Source organism: Bacillus arachidis, assembly GCF_030285945.1.
Taxonomy (GTDB): domain Bacteria; phylum Bacillota; class Bacilli; order Bacillales; family Bacillaceae_G; genus Bacillus_A; species Bacillus_A arachidis.
Genome location: NZ_CP127376.1, coordinates 2,357,962 through 2,373,283, shown reverse-complemented (window position 1 = coordinate 2,373,283; position 15,322 = coordinate 2,357,962). Strand labels below are relative to the sequence as shown.

At 32.3% G+C, this 15,322-nt stretch carries 17 protein-coding genes and 2 pseudogenes; 4 read left to right on the top strand and 15 right to left on the bottom strand.

Translation table 11 applies throughout. The annotated features are described in order from the left end of the window. Positions 1-80 precede the first annotated feature (80 nt). Complete coding sequence (locus tag QRY57_RS13670) at positions 81-518, top strand: NUDIX hydrolase (RefSeq protein ID WP_286017741.1); 438 nt, start codon at positions 81-83, stop codon at positions 516-518. 183 nt (positions 519-701) lie between these two features. Continuing rightward, positions 702-1,160, top strand: coding sequence for a hypothetical protein (locus QRY57_RS13665; RefSeq protein WP_286017740.1), 459 nt, complete (start codon positions 702-704; stop codon positions 1,158-1,160). A 423-nt stretch (positions 1,161-1,583) separates the two neighbouring features. Here the strand turns inward: QRY57_RS13665 and QRY57_RS13660 are convergent. After that, a pseudogene (locus QRY57_RS13660) lies at positions 1,584-1,903 on the bottom strand (erythromycin esterase family protein); the annotation flags it as partial. A gap of 308 nt (positions 1,904-2,211) precedes the next feature. On the opposite strand from QRY57_RS13660, the pseudogene QRY57_RS13655 reads away from it, so the two are divergent. Next, positions 2,212-2,511, top strand: a pseudogene (locus QRY57_RS13655) (LAGLIDADG family homing endonuclease); the annotation flags it as partial. A 795-nt stretch (positions 2,512-3,306) separates the two neighbouring features. Here QRY57_RS13655 and QRY57_RS13650 read toward each other — a convergent pair. The 3 genes from QRY57_RS13650 to QRY57_RS13640 all read right to left on the bottom strand — a co-directional run bounded on the left by QRY57_RS13650 (position 3,307) and on the right by QRY57_RS13640 (position 5,691). Next, positions 3,307-4,122: a YwqG family protein gene (locus QRY57_RS13650; RefSeq protein ID WP_286017739.1), complete on the bottom strand. Its 816-nt coding sequence runs from the start codon at positions 4,120-4,122 to the stop codon at positions 3,307-3,309. 306 nt (positions 4,123-4,428) lie between these two features. Further along, positions 4,429-4,821 (bottom strand): YxiJ family protein, encoded by a 393-nt coding sequence (locus tag QRY57_RS13645; RefSeq protein WP_286017738.1) that lies wholly within the window; start codon positions 4,819-4,821, stop codon positions 4,429-4,431. A gap of 18 nt (positions 4,822-4,839) precedes the next feature. Next, positions 4,840-5,691: a patatin-like phospholipase family protein gene (locus tag QRY57_RS13640; RefSeq protein ID WP_286017737.1), complete on the bottom strand. Its 852-nt coding sequence runs from the start codon at positions 5,689-5,691 to the stop codon at positions 4,840-4,842. 191 nt (positions 5,692-5,882) lie between these two features. On the opposite strand from QRY57_RS13640, the gene QRY57_RS13635 reads away from it, so the two are divergent. Beyond that, positions 5,883-6,260, top strand: a complete 378-nt coding sequence (locus tag QRY57_RS13635; protein WP_026590898.1) for a PH domain-containing protein — start codon at positions 5,883-5,885, stop codon at positions 6,258-6,260. Positions 6,261-6,399: 139 nt separating this feature from the next. Here QRY57_RS13635 and QRY57_RS13630 read toward each other — a convergent pair whose 3' ends face one another. The 11 genes from QRY57_RS13630 to QRY57_RS13580 all read right to left on the bottom strand — a co-directional run bounded on the left by QRY57_RS13630 (position 6,400) and on the right by QRY57_RS13580 (position 15,307). Then, complete coding sequence (locus tag QRY57_RS13630) at positions 6,400-6,942, bottom strand: GNAT family N-acetyltransferase (RefSeq protein WP_286017736.1); 543 nt, start codon at positions 6,940-6,942, stop codon at positions 6,400-6,402. Then, positions 6,882-7,403, bottom strand: a complete 522-nt coding sequence (locus QRY57_RS13625) for a YfiT family bacillithiol transferase (protein WP_026590896.1) — start codon at positions 7,401-7,403, stop codon at positions 6,882-6,884. Before QRY57_RS13625 ends, QRY57_RS13630 begins: the two co-directional genes overlap by 61 nt. Before the next feature lie 32 nt (positions 7,404-7,435). Beyond that, the gene (locus QRY57_RS13620; RefSeq protein ID WP_286017735.1) at positions 7,436-7,945 is read right to left on the bottom strand and encodes a GNAT family N-acetyltransferase; all 510 of its coding nucleotides are present in this window, start codon (positions 7,943-7,945) and stop codon (positions 7,436-7,438) included. Positions 7,946-8,035: 90 nt separating this feature from the next. Further along, complete coding sequence (locus QRY57_RS13615) at positions 8,036-9,358, bottom strand: NAD(P)/FAD-dependent oxidoreductase (RefSeq protein ID WP_286017734.1); 1,323 nt, start codon at positions 9,356-9,358, stop codon at positions 8,036-8,038. Between the two features lie 273 nt (positions 9,359-9,631). Next, the gene (locus QRY57_RS13610) at positions 9,632-10,411 is read right to left on the bottom strand and encodes an undecaprenyl-diphosphate phosphatase (RefSeq protein ID WP_026590893.1); all 780 of its coding nucleotides are present in this window, start codon (positions 10,409-10,411) and stop codon (positions 9,632-9,634) included. 135 nt (positions 10,412-10,546) lie between these two features. Further along, entirely contained in the window at positions 10,547-11,158 is a 612-nt protein-coding gene (locus QRY57_RS13605) for a DUF4352 domain-containing protein (RefSeq protein WP_286017733.1), read from the bottom strand. Positions 11,159-11,333: 175 nt separating this feature from the next. Next, positions 11,334-11,708 carry a nucleotide excision repair endonuclease gene (locus QRY57_RS13600; protein WP_026590891.1) on the bottom strand — a complete coding sequence of 125 codons (375 nt, stop codon included), beginning with the start codon at positions 11,706-11,708 and terminating at the stop codon, positions 11,334-11,336. Between the two features lie 92 nt (positions 11,709-11,800). Next, the gene (locus QRY57_RS13595) at positions 11,801-12,364 is read right to left on the bottom strand and encodes a GNAT family N-acetyltransferase (protein ID WP_286017732.1); all 564 of its coding nucleotides are present in this window, start codon (positions 12,362-12,364) and stop codon (positions 11,801-11,803) included. A gap of 161 nt (positions 12,365-12,525) precedes the next feature. Beyond that, positions 12,526-13,641 (bottom strand): NAD(P)/FAD-dependent oxidoreductase, encoded by a 1,116-nt coding sequence (locus QRY57_RS13590; RefSeq protein ID WP_286017731.1) that lies wholly within the window; start codon positions 13,639-13,641, stop codon positions 12,526-12,528. A gap of 93 nt (positions 13,642-13,734) precedes the next feature. Next, positions 13,735-14,385, bottom strand: coding sequence for a YdeI/OmpD-associated family protein (locus QRY57_RS13585; protein WP_286017730.1), 651 nt, complete (start codon positions 14,383-14,385; stop codon positions 13,735-13,737). Between the two features lie 130 nt (positions 14,386-14,515). Further along, entirely contained in the window at positions 14,516-15,307 is a 792-nt protein-coding gene (locus QRY57_RS13580; protein WP_286017729.1) for an arylamine N-acetyltransferase family protein, read from the bottom strand. Positions 15,308-15,322: the final 15 nt, after the last annotated feature.

The window sequence follows — 15,322 nt, the reverse complement described above, 5'->3', positions numbered from 1 at the left end:
ATAATATTTAAAATTTATTAACAAGGGGATACAACACCTTATATAGAACTGTATATTAGAAATTTACTAAGGAGGTTCTTATGAAAAAAGTTACTGTAACATACGTACTACTTTTTGATGAGTTTCAAGAAAAAGTATTGATGGTTAAAAATACAGGCACAAATGGTTCTTATTTTACTTTACCGGGTGGTGCAGCCGAGTTTGGTGAAACGTTAGAAGAAGCAGCAATTCGTGAAGTAAAAGAAGAAACAGGATTAGATATAGAGGTAGATGGGATTTTTTCAATAAGTGAAGCATTTTTTGAAGAAAAAGGGCACCATGCTATTTTTATTAACTTTGCAGGGAAAATCACAGGTGGAGCAATACACATATCAAGGCCCGAAGAAATCGAGGAAATTAAATGGATGGAGTTACAAACCGCTGAAACATATTTACGACTTCCCGAACATGTGAAAGGTCTATTACAACGAAAAGTAACTGTACCATATATTTTTAATGGGACAATCATTCACAAATAATACAACTAATATTTTAAGGTGAAACAAATACAAGGGGAAAGATACTTGATAACTAAGAATATCCCATGAAAAGAAATTAGAGTAATTGATTCAATACATGGATGAAAAAGGTTTATTAAAAAACAAATCGTTACCATTTAAATTATTATGCACAGAAATAATAAGGGCTTAGGAGAAATAACTATGCGAATATATAACGAAATACTTTCAAACGAAAAACTTGAGGAACTTATACTGAATGAAAGTGGAGAAATACTAGAAAATTTGAATAACAAAGAAATGTTTATTAGTAGTTTCATTGATTATTTTACAAAAGAATACGGAAATTCGGAATGTAATTACGTTGAGCTATTTGATATTGACAGTCCAGACTATATTAAACTTGAATTAATAGATAACAAAATGTTTGTTACTGCTTCTTTGTTTGCAGGACTATCTATATGGTTGGATAAAAAAGCGTTAGGAAAAGTAACAGCTACTATAGAGGGCGTTTATTCGTTCATAATGCTTGATAAAGACGGCAACATTATTACCTTAGATGAAACGTTACATTTACATAAGAGTTCTTTTGCTATTACAAATTTTAAAGTAGAAAAACTACAAAGCATCGATCAATATTTTGATGACTATACGATTATATAAGTAATAGCTGCTTTACATTATTAGATAATAACGAATATCAAAATACAAACAAATAATACGTAAAAACAAAGAAAAAAGGGATTATACCGAGCTACTAAAGCGAGTAATTAATGGAGATTGGAAGTCAAATCAAAAAGGTTTTGTTACTTATACTCCTGAAAAAACCATTGAATATTTTGAAGATATATCAAATGAAAAAGATATATTGTTAGCGGATTTTAGATATGTTGAGGATCTATTTTTTGAAGCCAGTTCTAAAGTCATCGAAAATAATAAAGATGTGTTTGTACTCGCATTGTATGTTGGTACTGAGGGAGGCTATTGCGGTATATCAATAAATACAGAACATGCATACCGAAAGATAGTTGATAAATGGTATTCTGATGAATCAGAAGAAGAGCTTAATAGCTTAAATGGTGTTGGGATATTTATATCGAATCCCGTTAAAATAAGGGGTGTTCCTTTTTCTTTTTGCTCTTTTATGTATTGAAATAATTCTTCTACATCTTCTGTATGCCATACTCCATAAATAGCTTTTTTCATAGCTTGCTCAGCTGTTAAATCATCTATGTTTTGATATACAGCATTCGCTTCCGCAAAGCCTGATTCAAACGCAAGTACATCATAACCCATTTCTGCCATTTTTGTTGATCTGTAGGCAGTTCTTCAGCAGATGCTACTGTCGAAAACGTTGTTAGTGCAAATAAAGTAGTTACTAATCCTTTTTTCCATTTCGAAAACACACATATCCCTCCTGATTTTTTATAAACTTTATCACCTAAATCTAATCATTTATGATTCATTTAAACAAAATAGGAACATTTAAGTTTGTATATTCATATTAAAGGATGGAGTTTATACAAATCAAGAAGAAAAGAGTGATAATTCTATTAAATTTAAAAATTCTATAAATTAAAGAGTGTAAAAAGAACCGACGGAAGATAACTCGAGGAAACATGCTACATAGCTACCACAAAAATTGAACAAACGTACAGTACAGGAAGAGCAAATAACAGCAGAAAGAAGGGAAGATACGAAGAATGACGTACAATTTCCATATGTCCCAAAAGATTATCTGCATCACTTTATTAGAGGTTATTTTGATGGAGATGGTCACGTAAATCCTCAAAGACACTTTGTAAGTTTTGTTGGTGGTTCATATAACTTTATGAATACTTTAAAACAAATTCTTATTGCGTACAATTACCAGCCAAAGTTTATTGATAAAGAAAAACAATATCGAATATATTTAAGTGGTAAAAACACGATTGAAAAATTCTCAGAATAGATCTATAAAGATAAAGAATTATTTTTACAAAGAAAACATGGAATTTTTCAACTAAAAAAATAGTTTTTGTGCACATACTAGAACAAACTCGATCACCAGTACGAATGTTAAACAACTAGTCGTGCATACGTACTGGTTGTTTAGCGTTCGTACATTATATTCACTTAATCTAAAGTAACTGCAACATGCGAAACTAACAGTGACTAAAATGAAAATCCACACTGCGAAAGGAAAGGGCATAAAAATACTTTCAGTAAGTTTATTGCTTTTTCTAGTTAACATAATATAAATTATAGGTAGTTATGAAAATAAAAGGTGTTTCATCTCAAAATCTAAGTAAACTATACTTTTTGAGATGAAACAAGGATTTTTCAAGGAAACTCACTATATATCTTTATATAGATTTAAGATCAAATTTGTCACAGCAAATTTATTCTAAAACTTTCTCTGATTAATTATTGATACTGTGACGACTATAACTTAATAAAACGAGCGATTAAATTATTTGTTATTAGCAGTTATTTTGATTCATAAATTCATCGTTAATTTTTTCGTTCTTTATAATACTTAAACATCTTGTTTATTGAATATATATAATTCCGGTGTTTATTCACTTAACCTTTTTGTATACGCTCTGTATTTCCGATGTCCATCTAGTTAACATAATATATTTTGGATTACTAAAAAAATCTCCTCTCATTTCAAAAAGGAATCTCTAATAAATGTAATTCACATTTCTTTCGGTGTGACTTTCATCAAAACCCGCGCATGCAATATATAATTTCTTAAAATATTTCTTTTCAAGCAAAAACAAAGCCACTCTCTAAATATCTATATAGAAAGTGGCTTTAAATTCCCTTAGCAGCAGTCCCAATTATAAAGTACATTAGTAGAATCTAAATTGATCAAGTCTTCTTTGTTTATAAAGAAATTCGCAACGCCGCAATCTCCCCACATAATACCTAGAGAATCATCTGTATCAATTTGTAGCAGTAAAATATTGTGCTTTTGATATGATTCGTCCCATTCCCTTGGATCGCTTTGTGTAAAGAACGGATATCCACCAATTTTGTGTCCTAGACTCTCAAAAGACTCCTCATACAATTCACCAAACTCTATTTCTTCTTCTTTATCAACGATATCTTCTAAATCAACTGTATCTTTAAAAAATGATTCAAAACGATAATCTCCTATTGTTACAGGTTGATAAGTTTGTTCGAATGATAACTTAGCTGCTTCGGGTATAACAAAATGCTCTAAATCAAGATTATTTAAATAACTAAAATCCGTTACAAGCTGTGATTCGTCATAATTTACATCAGAATGATAAATAATCCGAAAGTCTTTTTGTGTTGTTGGATGATCAAAATCAGCACCAACAAGATCATCTTCTCCATTTACAAAAAACTGTAGCAAACCCTTTGTTGGCATAGGTTCGATATGAGGAAGTTCTTCAAAATTTAATTGTGCAAGTAGTACCATCGGCTTTCCGTTTGAATCTTTAGGGTGCTCATGGTTAATTGGTAAATATGGATAACCACCAAATTTGCTTTGAAATAATGTTGTTTCCCCTATCTTACCAGTAATTTTAATATAAGGTTTTACACTTTTTTCTAAAATATCCCTATACTGTTCTAATTGCTTTGGTATTTGTAATTGATATGTATTTGTCATTCTCCATTTCTCCCTTACATGATATATAAAATAAGCCTATCTCGATTATATAACGAGTGGTAGGTTTATGGAAAAACACTAAAATTCTGTTTTCACCCTCATTTTTTGTGCACTTGCAGGATAAATTAAGTGATATTCTAAACCCTTTTTATTAATTGTCCGAACTATTTTTGCTGCTTCTTCAGAATCCTCAATAAGTTCATTTTATTGTTGTAAATAAGCTCAGTTAATCGATCTACAATACAAGAAGGGATTTCAAGTTTATAAATGTTGTATTATTTATGAACAAAAAACACACAAACAAGTTTAGTCCGTGTGTTGGGTCTTTTCATAAGTCAGATAATAAAGTAATAATTTACGTGCTCTTTCATAATACATATAGTCTCTATAGAATATGTAGTAATCTTCAATATGCTTTTCTAAAAAGCGAAATTGTTTAAAGCGATCAAAAAATGATACGCGAAGTAATTTTATTTGCTTAAATGGAATTTTTTCTATCCTTCCATTTAACACATAACTTAATGTTCCTGAGATATTCATCCAATATAGATCTAAATCAGCATTTATACAATCATCCTCAGAAAACATCTTCTTAAAATCTCGATACATGTTACGCGTATCACGATGTGGGAATGGTTTATATAAATGGCTATATAGTTTCATTAACTCTTCAAAAATCACCTTTTTTCCTAGTATCAATGGCTCTCCTCAATTTTCTTAGTTATTTATCCATCGTAATAAGTTATCGTACTGTTCTTTTGCATCGTTATACCCTAAGTTATATAAGTTAACGAGTCTTTCTTTATTCCTTTCAATCCCGCTAACAGGAAGTTGCGTACTTGGTTGAATCACAAAAAAATTATCTTTTTGTAATTCCGAAGACATATACATAATTGTTTCATTATAAAAACGATAATGTTCTACTAAAAGCTCAGAGACTTTCGGATATCGTCTATATAAATATTTTGCTATAGGCGAAAACTTATTACGCTTTTTCTCATATCCTTCTGGCTTCGTCATAATAACAACATTTTTTTGAAATCCATCTTTTTGCGCTTTTCGAACAGGGATTGGATCAATAATCCCTCCGTCTAAAAGCTTTTTACCATCATAGTCCACAGCAGGAGCGATAAATGGTACAGAACTTGATGCACGAATAATTTTCAATATATCATTCCCGTGCTCTTGCTTATTATAATAGACAGCCTCCCCTGCCTCGCAATCTGTTGTGCCGATTACAAACTGCTCATTTGTATTTAAAAAGGTTTGAAAATCAAATGGTACAATTTGATTAGGCACCTCATCGAAAAGAAAATCCATACCGAATAATTCTCGTTTTCGAATTAAATTTCGATAAGATATATACCGATGATCAGATACTAACTCTGTATTTACTTTTTTATTTCTCCCTTTTTGACGGGATAAATAGGTTGCTCCCATACATGCTCCCGCGGATACTCCAACTACATATGGAAAAAACATATCATTTTCCATGAAGTATTCAAGCACCCCCGCTGTATATAACCCTTTCATGCCTCCACCTTCTAATACTAAACCAATATTTTTCATGTATACTCCCTCTGCATTTGTTTCTTAAACTTATAAATACTTATATTTTAGCACAAGATATTATGATGAAGTATCAATAAATTCATTGCATTCTCTTTCAAAAGCTCTTGCTGCATTGTAAGAATCTCTTAGTCTATAACGTGATACAATAAAAGAAACTCATTCCACAGATTATAAAGGAGGAATTTTATATGGGTTTATTTAGTGGTATTTTAGGAAATGCATCTGATACGAGTACAGAAAATGTTGAGCGTGACTTACAAAAAATTATGCTTGATGATGAACAAGTTGAGTATGCATATAAATTGATTCGAGATTTAATTGTATTTACAAATCGACGAATGATTTTAGTAGATAAACAAGGAGTAACTGGTAAGAAAACAGAATATCATTCTATTCCATATAAAAGCATTACACAATTTAGTATCGAAACAGCAGGACATTTTGATTTAGATGCAGAACTGAAAATTTGGATATCTAGTATGCACGATCCAATCACAAAAGAATTAAAAGGTGATGACAGTATTTTAAACGTCCAAAAAGCTTTAGTAAAATATACAACAAAATAACCCTTTTGCATTTTTATGCAAAAACAAAAGTTATAACCCCGTATTTTTTGGAACAACATACATTATTTTGTTTTAAAAATACAAAATAACAGGGATAGATAACACAGGTTTATTCTGTTTTATCTATCCCTTTAAAAAATTATGATACTACTTTTTTATAATAAACAAGTGTTGTATGATCATTCAACTTCTTTTTTACTCCCGTCTGAATGTAACCCATTTTCTCGTATAGATGACAATTACGTTCTTCTTCTAAAATTGTAGCTAATTCCCAACTAGCTGCTTTTGGAAACATCTTTTCTACTAAAACGAGTGCTTTCTGGGCTACCCCTTTTCCTTGATAATTAGGTAGAATAAACATAGGACTAATCCAGAACTGGGTCGTCGTATGTTTCCAAAATGCACAAATAGCCCCAGCAAGAGTATTATTAACTACTATTTTATAAAATCCTCCATTAGGATTGTTTATTCTCGTAATTATTTTATCAATCGTTTCATTAGCTGGATTCGTTTTATAGTCTTTGTATTTTTCTAATAACGGTTTAAACGCTTGTATTTGAATAGCAAAAATAGATTCTGCATCAAAATTTACTGCCCTTTCTAATGTTACTTCCATAGCACTTACCAACTTAACCGTTCTCGTAAAGAAGTAATATGTGCCGTATGATGACGACCGTGCCATGCATATAATCCAATTGCTACTTCTAGTTTTGTTTCACCTGATTCTGGATGATTAAAAGTTTTTTCAAGATCTGCCTGTTCTAAAGAATTTAATAAATTTACCCATCTTTTATGTAATGAATCTAATAATACAAGAGAAACATCTACAGGTAATTTTGAGTCAGGGAGTTCTGCCCACTTTTCTTCCCTATACGGCTTAATTGTCGGGTTATTTTCTGTAAGAGCTAATTTAAAACGGATGTAACTATTCATATGACTATCAACAATATGATGAACAACTTGCCGTACTGTCCATCCACCCTTTCGATATGGTGTATCTAATTGATCCTTATCTAGATCTCTAATTGCTTTTGTTAATTCTTTAGGAAGATTGGCAATTTCTTGAATCCATTTCTCTACCGTTTCTTCTGTAATATTTCCTTCATGAGTAAACTGTCCAATTGGATAACGTAAGTCCTTCATTGCATTGTTCCCCTTTTGTTTTTAAATTTCTTTTATAGTATTTTAGTTTGTTTCCAAACGTAATGAATGAAATCATTTAACTCTGTAGCTTTTTTATCAATTGCAGTACGTGAAAAGCCGCTTTTTTCTAATACGATTTGTGAAGCAATGTTGGTATTTGTTGTCTTTGCATGAATTTCAGTAATTTGCTCGTTTACTGCTTGATTTTGGAGTAATTGAACGGCCTTAGTTGCAATTCCATTTCCGATAAAATCTTTTCCTACACGATAACCAAGATATCCTAATTGTCTATCTTTCTCTATGTCTACTAAGTTTATTCGACCTACAATTGCTTTCTTCTTATTTCGTATGAGATAAAAATAGGAAATGCCTTCTTTTTGTTCCTTTAACAATTCATCATGTTTATATTGAAACATTTCATAAACATAGTAATCATCTCCACGACTCGGTACCATCTTTTCAAAAAAAGTTCTGTTATAACACTCAAAAGCAAATAATTCTTCTGCATCTTGTTTCTTTAATTTTTCTATGTATATTTCCATTTATGAATCATTCCTTTTTAATCGATTAACTATTATTAATTCGCCATTTAATAGTTAATTTCCTACTGCTTGAAGTAAGGTTAACTCCCTCTATTTCTGCCGAGCTGTAAGAATGGCAAACCATACCTTAGGATGAAAAAGATGTAGAGGACTACGAATAAGGTTCATTACCCTAACCAGACGAATATAAATATCTGTATTATTCGCAGAAAGCCGATATACTTTTTTCGTATACCATTGTTGAAATGGTTGGATAAAAGACTTCTCTCCTTTTATTTTAGGGTGACGGAATGCTTCTGTAGTAACCATTTCCCATGGCGTTGCAATCACCTTAGAAATACGTTTGTAAAATTCTCGAGTAAAACCATTCTGCAGCGATGTTCTTTTCTTTAAACTCATTTGTAGCGCGACAGCTTCCATGGCAGCAACAGAAATTCCTTGTCCAAAAACTGGATCAAAGCGACAATGAGCATCTCCAATTACTAAAAACCCTTCTGGCATATTTTTCACTAAATCGAATCGGCGACGAACTTGATAAGGAATCTTGTGTATTTTTATATCTGTAATTGGTTCAGCTTGTTCAAGAAAATGCATAACATCTGGTGCAGGTAACTTCTGAGCAAATGCAAGGAACTCTTCATCTGTTTTTGGTGCATTCTCATTGGCATATCCGCTAAAAGTTACGAAATAGCGATTGTCTTCAATAGTTTGAATAAAGGCGCCATAAGGATTTTCAGGAAAGCTAGGAGAAATAAGTAAATTGCACCAATCAGGATTTTTATGTTGTTTTAAACGGAATACCCTAGTTGCGTAAAATAATTGAATCCATACTTTTTCTTCTTTTACCTTTATGCCACATGTTTTTAACCACTCTATATTTTTCGAACCAAATCCGCTTGCATCTACAACTAGATCTGCATGGAGATTTTCTTTATTTCCTGTCTTCATACACTGCACTTTTACTCCAGAGATTTTGTGATGTTGTTGATCTATTATCAATTGTTCAACCATTGTTTCATATTTTGTTGTAATATTATTTACTTCACTCATTCTTTTTTGTATATGCCACTCAAGCATAGGACGACTTTGTTGAACCGCATTCAACTCTCCAATAAATGATTGTTTCCATAAACCAAAATGATGCCATTTCAAATCTCCCGTAAAATTATTTATGATACCACCATCTTCTTTTAATTGGGTCATAATTGCCGGGAATAATTTCTCAATAGCCTCTTCACCACCCTTTAATAACACATGAGGATGATGGGTTTGAGGTACTCTTTTTCGGGGGCTTTTTTCATTCCATTCTGTGCCCACTTCTAAAATCATTACTTCTTGAAAAAAATCAGACAAAGCTTTTGCTGCTAATTTCCCAGCTATACTTCCACCAATAACGATTGCTTTTCCTAACATTTTCTACCTCCCGAAAGATATTTCCGCTTCTTTTATCATGCTAAACTATAATTTTTCATTTCCCACTTTCTTCTCCTAGCATATTAATAGAATCATAAAATAAAAAATCCTGCTATAAATTTACATGACAGGATTTTTTTATCAACATTTATTCATCTTTTCCTTTCATTACAAATACTAAGTGAGTAAGTTAGGTTAATCTAATCATCTTCACCAGCAAGAGCTAGTTTAATATATGCTTACTGCTTAACTGTATATTTCCAAGGGTTCTCTTTAAAATATGCCAGTGAACTGTAAAGTTAATATTAATATGCCAAGAGCCCAAACATAATAGGCGAACACTTTAAGAGAATGCTGTTTTAAATATTGAATCATCCAAGATACTGCGATATATCCGAAAAATGCCGCAGATAAAGTACCAACAATTAACGATGTACTTGAAATTGTTTCTGCTTTACCTTGAAAAACGTCCACAGACTGTAAGATGATTGCTCCAACAATTGCAGGTGTTGACAATAAGAATGAAAAATACGCTGCGGTTTCACGGTCTAGTTTCCTCCAAAGTGCAGCGACAATTGTCATACCAGAACGAGAGATTGCTGGAAAAATAGCAAATGCTTGAAAGGAGCCAATGATAAAAGCATCTTTATATGTAATGTCATTCATTTTCTTACGCCCATTTTTTTGTTTCTCTGCCATATACAAAAACAAACCTGTCACTAAAAACTCCCATCCGATAGTTATGCCCGTTTTTGAAATCTCTTCAAAGAAATCTTTAAATAGTAGACCGATAATAACGGCCGGGATTGTTCCTACAATGAGTAAAAATGTAAGTTTTGAAAATGGGTTTTTAACCAAATAGATAAACTCTTTTTTATAATAAATAAACACCGCTAGCAGGGTACCAATATGCAGCATCGTGTCTAAAAAAAGCCCAGCTTCATCTAAATGAAACAAATGTCTTCCTAAATACAAGTGACCGGTACTGCTTATAGGTAAAAATTCCGTTAACCCCTGAATAATTCCTAATATAAAAGCTTCCAACCAGTTCATGATTGTCTCCTTTCTTGTTTGCTTGTACCAGTATATGTTTATTTTTACCTGTTATGAAAGAAAGGGAAACGAATTCAAAATGTAAGGACTTTTCCAGACAAAAAAAAGAGGGAAAATCCCCTCTTAGTATAAACTTTATTTAATTTGTTCTTTATGTTCATGATTAACAAGAACATACCATTTACCTGTGTCAAACCTCTCTTTATTAATCACATAAACTCTATTATCTTTCTTTATTTCCCCAGGTTTTAATTCTGTATTAAGATTAGGAGTTACGCCTTTTTCAACTGCATAACTACTAGCTGCCCATACATTCATTTCGTAAGCATTATCATTTTCATCCACTAAATCAACTGATGGCAAAACTGCTAATTTCATCGATTCGTTTGTTATATTTTTCCCTTCAACTTCTATAACAATAAAGACATTTCCATTATCAGCTTCTTGGATCCCTATGCTTTCTTTACCCACCTTATCTCTTTCTACAACCCTTTTCACAGTTACATCAAATTTTGACGTATTAAAAGTTTTGTTTAATGGATATTCTTTTTCTTTTATTGTTGTCTTTGCTTTTGTTTGTTCCTTATTTTTCGAATCTGTATTCTCTTTTGTTTTCATATTCTTTTCTTCTTGCTTAGAAATTGTTTCTTTCGATTCAGAAGAAGTTTTATCTGATGTACTTTCACAGCCAGATAAGTTAAATACTAAAGCTCCACCCAAAATACATGTAGTAAATTTTTTCAACATACTTTTTATCCCCCAATAAACACAATATATAAATTTCCTACTTATCATAGCAAAAAACAATCTTTTGCATTGTCATATTTTGTCGAATAATCAAAGGGGACTCAATGTTTTTTTGTTAAATAAAAAAACATGACCTTACTATATTACTAAGATCATGTTGTACATTGCTTTTATTTTATTTATAAAATACCTTATCAACATTATACTTCGCTTGAAACTCATTAATAATATATGTTTCGTAAATTTCTCTTTCCATTGGATCTTCTACAATACATGCATCAATGCGGTATACTTCATCACGATTTGCTTTAATTGGTGAAACATTGTCTTCAAAATGCTTTTTAATACGCTGTCTTATTTTACGTGCTTTCCCTACAAAGAGAAGTTCGTCATTAATGTTATAAAACATAAAAATGCCGCCTTTATCTCTTGGGAATAGGTGGAAATCAATGAACCCATGAATTGGAGTGATTCTTGGCTCATCGCCTTTTATTACTTGTTTTCTTTCTGTTATAGAAACATCAACTGCAGGTAAATCAATTTTAATCAAGTTGCTTCACGTCCTCTTTTATTATAAAGGTAAATAATAGCACATGTATGCAAGAAAAGCTATTCGTGTTGAGTAAAAATACCGTTTTTTCACTACCTCCTAAATATTATAGGTATATCATGTATGTATTTTCTCCAAATCATATGATCACACGCCTCGCCCCAATAATCTTTTAACAAAAAGTTAGGCTCTCCAAATCTTTTCTTCCATATTTTTTGTGCGTTAGTATATCCGCTATCCAAACAGAATTCTTTTATGCCTTTACCTAATAAGGTAAGAAAAATCGCATTTAAGAGTAAATTTCCTATGCCGCATCTTTGATAATTCGGGAGTACAAATACAGTCCCCACCTCATTCAAGTCTTTTAATGCGTCATCTGTGCAACTATTAATAATTTCACTTGATGGACCGAATTCAATTGTGCCGATAATTTTATTACAACGTTTATCTACAGCTATCAAAAAATATCGATTTTTCCCATTGCTCTCAAAGTCATATTTCAAGTACTGCTTTTTCGTTTCAATTTCATTTTCTATGTCATCAGCCAATTCCGATAGACCTTCTCTAGCAAACGTATCGATAATGACTGTTCGAAACAATTGATTTAATTCTTCAAAATCATCGATGATTGGTCTTCTTATCTCAACATGATCCACCGAAGACAACTCCTTAATCTCCTAAATTTCAAAATTACAATCCATATAGCTTTTCTCCAAAATACTCAAAATTCCCTCTACACATATAAAATTTACTGCGAGCAATGTGAAACAAACAAAAAAGATTAGGTAGCTATGCCTAATCTTTTTTGTTTTTGTAATTATTCGATTGCTCCTGCTACGTCATAATCATTTAAGTCTAATTCTACCGGTTGTCCTAAAGCAAGTTTCGCAAGCTCAGAACCTAAGTATGGACCTGCTGTTAATCCCGAAGCGCCTAAACCATTCGCAACCAGTATACCTTTAAAATTAGGTAATGGACCAATAACTGGGAGAAAACCTGGTGTAAATGGTCTAAAGCCAACTCTCGTTTCCAGCATTGTACTATTTTCTAATCCTGGTGCCACAGACAATGCCTTATCAAACACTTCATGTAAACCACCTGCTGTAACACGATAATCAAGACCAGTATCATTTTCATGCGTTGCCCCTACAACTACACGGCCATCTTCAAAAGTTAAAATATACTGATCGTTTGGCGGCATCACAACTGGCCAGTTTTCAGTATTAGTATCCGGCATATGTAAATGAACAATTTGTGCTTTTTGGAAAGTCACAAGAAAATTTACCCCAAGTGGTTTTAGTAATTCGTTTGCCCAAGCTCCTGCAGTGACAATTACTTGATCCGCCGTTAATGTTTCGCCATTTACATGAATTCCTTTAACATAATTATTCTCATGAATTAAAACAGCATCTCCTTTTATAAAGGTAGCACCATGTTTCTTCGCAGCATTTACAAGAGATTGACGAAGCGCTCGTCCATTTACCCGAGCTGCGCCACTTATATGTACAGATCCATATTCCTCTGATAACGGCGGGAATAGTTTTTTTGTTTCCTCTGGCGATAGGCGAGTGATTTCGCCAATTTCAGGAGCACCTTCACGTCGCTTATATGCTCGCTCCTCCATTTGATCTAACTTTTTATCATCCGTATGTAAGCTAATCGCACCCACTCGGTTATAACCTGTATCTGTTTCACCATCTTCTTCTAATTGTTGAATTAAAGAAGTATAGTAATGCGCTCCGCCTTTTGCGATTTTATACCAAGCCTGATTACGCCGCTGTGAAAGCCAAGGACATACAATTCCTGCTGCTGCATCCGTTGCTTGTCCTAAATCCTGGCGATCAACTAGAGTAACGTGAGCTCCTTCTTTAGCGAGATGATAAGCAGTAGACGCTCCTAAAATTCCAGCTCCAACTACAATATACGATTTCATTCAAAACACCTTTTCTTATTCATTCTTTTATATCTTATTATTTAACATTTGTTTCCTAATTTAAAAATATCACGCTCTACTATTAAATTTTCTTTATTTCTTCTTTCTGCGGAATAAATCCATTGATTTATAACCTTGTGAAAGAATTTCAATCATTTGCTGCACACGTTTTTCGCGTGTTTGTTGTTGTTTTGCTGAAAATATATGGCGCGCCCAATCTTTTTGATATCCTGGTGTTAAACCTTGATAAAACTGAAGTTCATTTGGGTGATTAGCTAAAAATGCTTCTACATCTTTAATATTCTCTATATAATCAGAAACACATTGACTAGCAGCAGATGTTTTCTTTGGTTTCTTTTTTTCACGTTTTAAGCCAATAACAGTAAAGACGTCATCCATGCTAACCATCCGCGCGAATTTGATATCACTATTACCTACATATCCATCCTCTCCAACTTTCATCGCTGGAAATATTTCATCTCTGTGAATAAAAGTTCCATAACGCGTATTACCTTTTTTCGGATAGGCGAAAAATAAATAGCCTTTTTCGAGTAATAATTGTTTATTAATAATAAGTTGCGTGTGTTTAACCATCTCATCAAGTGTTTCTACAAAAATGAAGATAGCATCATGATCTTTAGATAACTTAATTGCTTGTTCAGCAAATAGGGCATAATCGTTTGGTTGATTCATTACTGCCATATTACTATATTTACTAAGGTTCAATTTATCGATAACTGACATAGTAGACTCCTTTTCTATTCATTGTTACTTTTATCGTACCTATATTACTATAAAAGAGAATGGCCTTGCTGTGCAAATAAACCCTCTATTTCCCATGATGCTTTTACATTAAGATTCATACTACTTCGGTTTACATTTCTATGTTAAATCTATCATGTAAGAGCTTTTCGTAGTGACTCTCTGTAATTACACTTTTACTTTTTTGACCATTTATTACTTGAGTCAAGCTATCTTTCGTCAAAGAGACATATCCAGAATGCGTAAGTTTTACTGCAATTGCCCCCTTATTAAAACTAGAATTCTCATCTTCTATAACTTTTCTTTGAACTTCATTTAAAGTTGTTTCATCAATGGGATCTGTACGAAAAGCGTGACACACCTTCCATTCTATATTTTCTTGTGAGGTGTGCCGCGAGTGAATGTCTTGTCTTTCTAAAATATACGTTCCTTTATCTGTATCTTTTCTTCTAACGCGATATTCGCCATTTTTTGAAGTAACAACCTCACCAGTAAACGGTACAAGTGTGAGAGGTACAAATGAAGCAATTCCTACATCAGCTAAATACAACGCGGAATCATAATTTAAAATGATTGTAATATGACTATCTTCAATAGACCATACATTTAAATCACTTTTATAAACTGTGCCTAATGCCAACTGCACATCAAATCCACAATCTTGTAAAAAATAATATAGAATAGAATTCATTTCATAGCAAAGCCCACCTCGTGAACTCATTAATATTTTCTTTTGTAAATTCTCTTTAGAAATTTCTTTCGTATTACCTATTACGATATCTAAATTCTCAAACGGAATTTCATACGCAATTGCGCTCATTATTTTGTTCAAGTCCTCAAATTTCACAGTCTGTTGTTTCTTAAGGTTCAATCTTTCAAAAAACTGATCTTGTAACTCTGTCATATAAAGCACCCCTTC